This window comes from Caldisericota bacterium, assembly GCA_034717215.1.
Lineage (GTDB): Bacteria > Caldisericota > Caldisericia > Caldisericales > Caldisericaceae > UBA646.
Window position 1 is genome coordinate 1 of sequence record JAYELD010000021.1, and the last position, 2,805, is coordinate 2,805.

Here is a 2,805-nt window from a genome sequence, read left to right on the forward strand (position 1 = left end):
TGGGCAGTGGGGGCAAGGACTCCTGTTGTTCTCGGCAACATAAACCGTGCTATGGCACCTCCCTGGTCTATATGGACAGACCAGAACGACTCACTCTCAGAGAGGGATACCGGGATAATGCAGGTGTATTGTGAGTCAAATCAAGAGGTTCAGGATACGGTCATACAGGCATACAAGGTTGCAGAGAAGGTGCTTTTGCCCTGTATGGTTGTTCTTGATGCATTCTATCTTTCCCACACATATGAACCTGTTGATATTCCAGAACAAAAATTGGTTGATAAATATCTACCTCCCTTCAATCCGCCATACAAACTTGACCCTAAAGATATACATGCCTTTGGGGGACTTACAGATGCGAAGTGGTATTATGAATTGCGATACAAGATTGAGTCTGCAATGAATAGGGCACGGGAGGAATGGAAAAAGGCAGATGATGAATTTGGAAAGATATTTGGCAGGAGGTATGGACTGGTTGAGGACTACAGATGTGAAGACGCAGATATTGTACTCATAACATCAGGAACGATAACAGGCACAGCACGGATAACAGTAGATATGTTGAGAGACAAAGGGAAGAAAGTAGGAGTTCTCAAGATAAGGGTGTTCAGGCCATTCCCTGTAGATGAAGTAAGGGATAAGCTCAAGGGGGCAAAGAAAGTAGCCTGTATTGATAGGAATATCTCATTTGGGCATGAGGGTATATTTTTCGAGGAAGTTAAGTCTGCACTTTACAACAGCTTACACAGACCGCCGATATGGGGATATATTGCAGGTCTTGGTGGTAGGGATGTAACGCCAGAGACAATAAAAGAGATAGTGAAAAGGACAGAAGAAAGCGACAGACCAGAGGACCTTGTGTGGATAGGATTGAAGAGATAAGGAATTAGTTTGTTAGGCTGTTAGGTTCTTACCAACCAACTAACTATCCAATTAACCAACTGATTACCGAATACCGATAACCAATTAAGGTAGTGTCAAATAGAATATGAAAGAATATGAAAAGCAGATATGGGTGGTGGGATGTTGAAAACAGATATTTTTTGGGTAAAGGAGTAGTTATTCTTTGAAAATTGTATCTGGCTTGGTTTAATAAAGGGGAGAGTATCTTGCTACTATCAAGGGATACACGATTCATTATGCTCTTTTCGTGCTCTGGTCTCTTATTATTTAAGAAAGGAAGGATAAATTAAGATGCTCTTCTACAGGATTCTGTGGTTAGGTTAGTGGACATCTGGAGTATTTTAGCCCATTTGCCTTGGATGGTGGGGATGTTTTGAAGGGATGGAAGTGGGATAGGGACAGAATAATTGAGAGCGTGATGGGGACGAAGGAAGTTATAGTGAGTTACAAACAGGGTAGTGAGGGCTATTGCTCCATTGTTGAAATTGAAACCGTGTGCAGCTCTGGTGTGGAACTTATAGGTGCGATTGAGTCTTTCGATGAGTTGCTTAAAATGCCTGTACTCTTCGGATTCGGAGTCGAGGTTCTGGAGTCCAATGACCTTTTTGTGAGTAAGGGTAGGTGAGTGTGATTGGTTGATGAAGTGGATACCTGCTGCGTAGGAAGGGTTACCATCAGTTACCAGGGTGATTTTCTGGTCGGGTCTGGAAGTACGAATAGCTTCATTCATAGCGATAGTAGCTGGCAAGGTGTCTCTGGTACTATCGATATGGTAGGCTGTAATCTTCCGTCTTTTGGCAGAGATAAAGAAGAAGGTGAAGGCATTCTTAGCTTTGATTTTGATATAGGTTTCGTCACCTGCTTGGATATCGTCTACTTCTCCCTTGTAAGCAAGATTGAACTGGTGACAATGGTATGCAGCTGCTTGAGAGTAGTTGAGGATGGTCTGGTAGGAAGCGTTGAGGGAGAATACATTATGCAGGATGAAAGCAGTTTTTCGGGCTGATATTCCGAGGGAGATATGGAAGGTAAGGGCTAGACAGAGGGTATTAAGAGACTTACGGATGCTAAATAGGTCTGGACACTCTTTCTTTTCAGGTTTAGAATGTTGTAGTTGTTCATTTGTGAAGTGGTATTCTCTGAACTGGTATCTGAGTTTAAATTGAGAGGATTTGGTTCTGCGGAGAAGTCTTTCAGCAAGGTTAAGTTTTGCCTTATTGGAGAGATAGCAGGGGCACTTATCGTAGTCACATTTATAGATAGTCACATCTTTACATTCTTTCCATAGGAAAAGTGGATGGCCACAATGAGGGCAGAGGTATTTAGCCTCCCGTCGGTTGCGTGGGTGGATTTGCGATAGGGAGGAACAGATTTTGCATCTGACCTGGTTATGTTTCTTTCCGTCGTTGAAGTAGAGATATTGTGCTGGAGCGCCGCAGGTTCTACAGACAGTATTTTCTGGGACTCTATTTTCTGGCTTTTTAGGGCTCACCGGTTCGAGTGGTTTACCGTGTTTTTGTTGATGCTCTTTAAGCAGTTCTTTCCAGTTTGGTTTAGGGGTAATTTTCTCTGGGGCAGGTAAGGGTGGCTTTGGGTCTACATAGAAGTTACGATAGTTAGGATGTTTCTGTTTGAAATCGTCTTTTGGTTTGATTTCTGGATTACGGTCAACCAAGACATCGGAGAGACCCTGAATGATTTTTTCTATTTCGTCACGAGTAAATTTGGAACATATCCAGATAACGAAGCGATCTATTTTGTTCATTGCTTGCCTCCTTTTATAAAGTTTTTTGAATTTGATGTTTCATTATACACCAAAAACTGGGGGGAGGCAAGCAAAAAGTAGATAACTGCTTTTAAAATTGTGGGTTAGAAGAAGATAGGCAAAAGTTTTTTGACAATACT

Annotated in this window: 2 protein-coding genes; one reads left to right on the plus strand and one right to left on the minus strand. The window is 42.1% G+C overall.

All coding sequences use genetic code 11. The features are described from left to right. On the plus strand, positions 1 to 879 hold an 879-nt coding region (gene porA, locus U9Q18_01165), incomplete at its 5' end, for a pyruvate ferredoxin oxidoreductase (GenBank protein ID MEA3312970.1). 307 nt (positions 880 to 1,186) lie between these two features. Here porA and U9Q18_01170 read toward each other — a convergent pair. Next, entirely contained in the window at positions 1,187 to 2,665 is a 1,479-nt protein-coding gene (locus U9Q18_01170; protein ID MEA3312971.1) for a DDE-type integrase/transposase/recombinase, read from the minus strand. Positions 2,666 to 2,805 lie beyond the last annotated feature (140 nt).

What these genes read in the sequence shown, in the direction of transcription:
- U9Q18_01170 (MEA3312971.1), bottom strand. Translation starts at nt 2,665, where the DNA reads ATGAACAAAATAGATCGCTTCGTTATCTGGATATGTTCCAAATTTACT.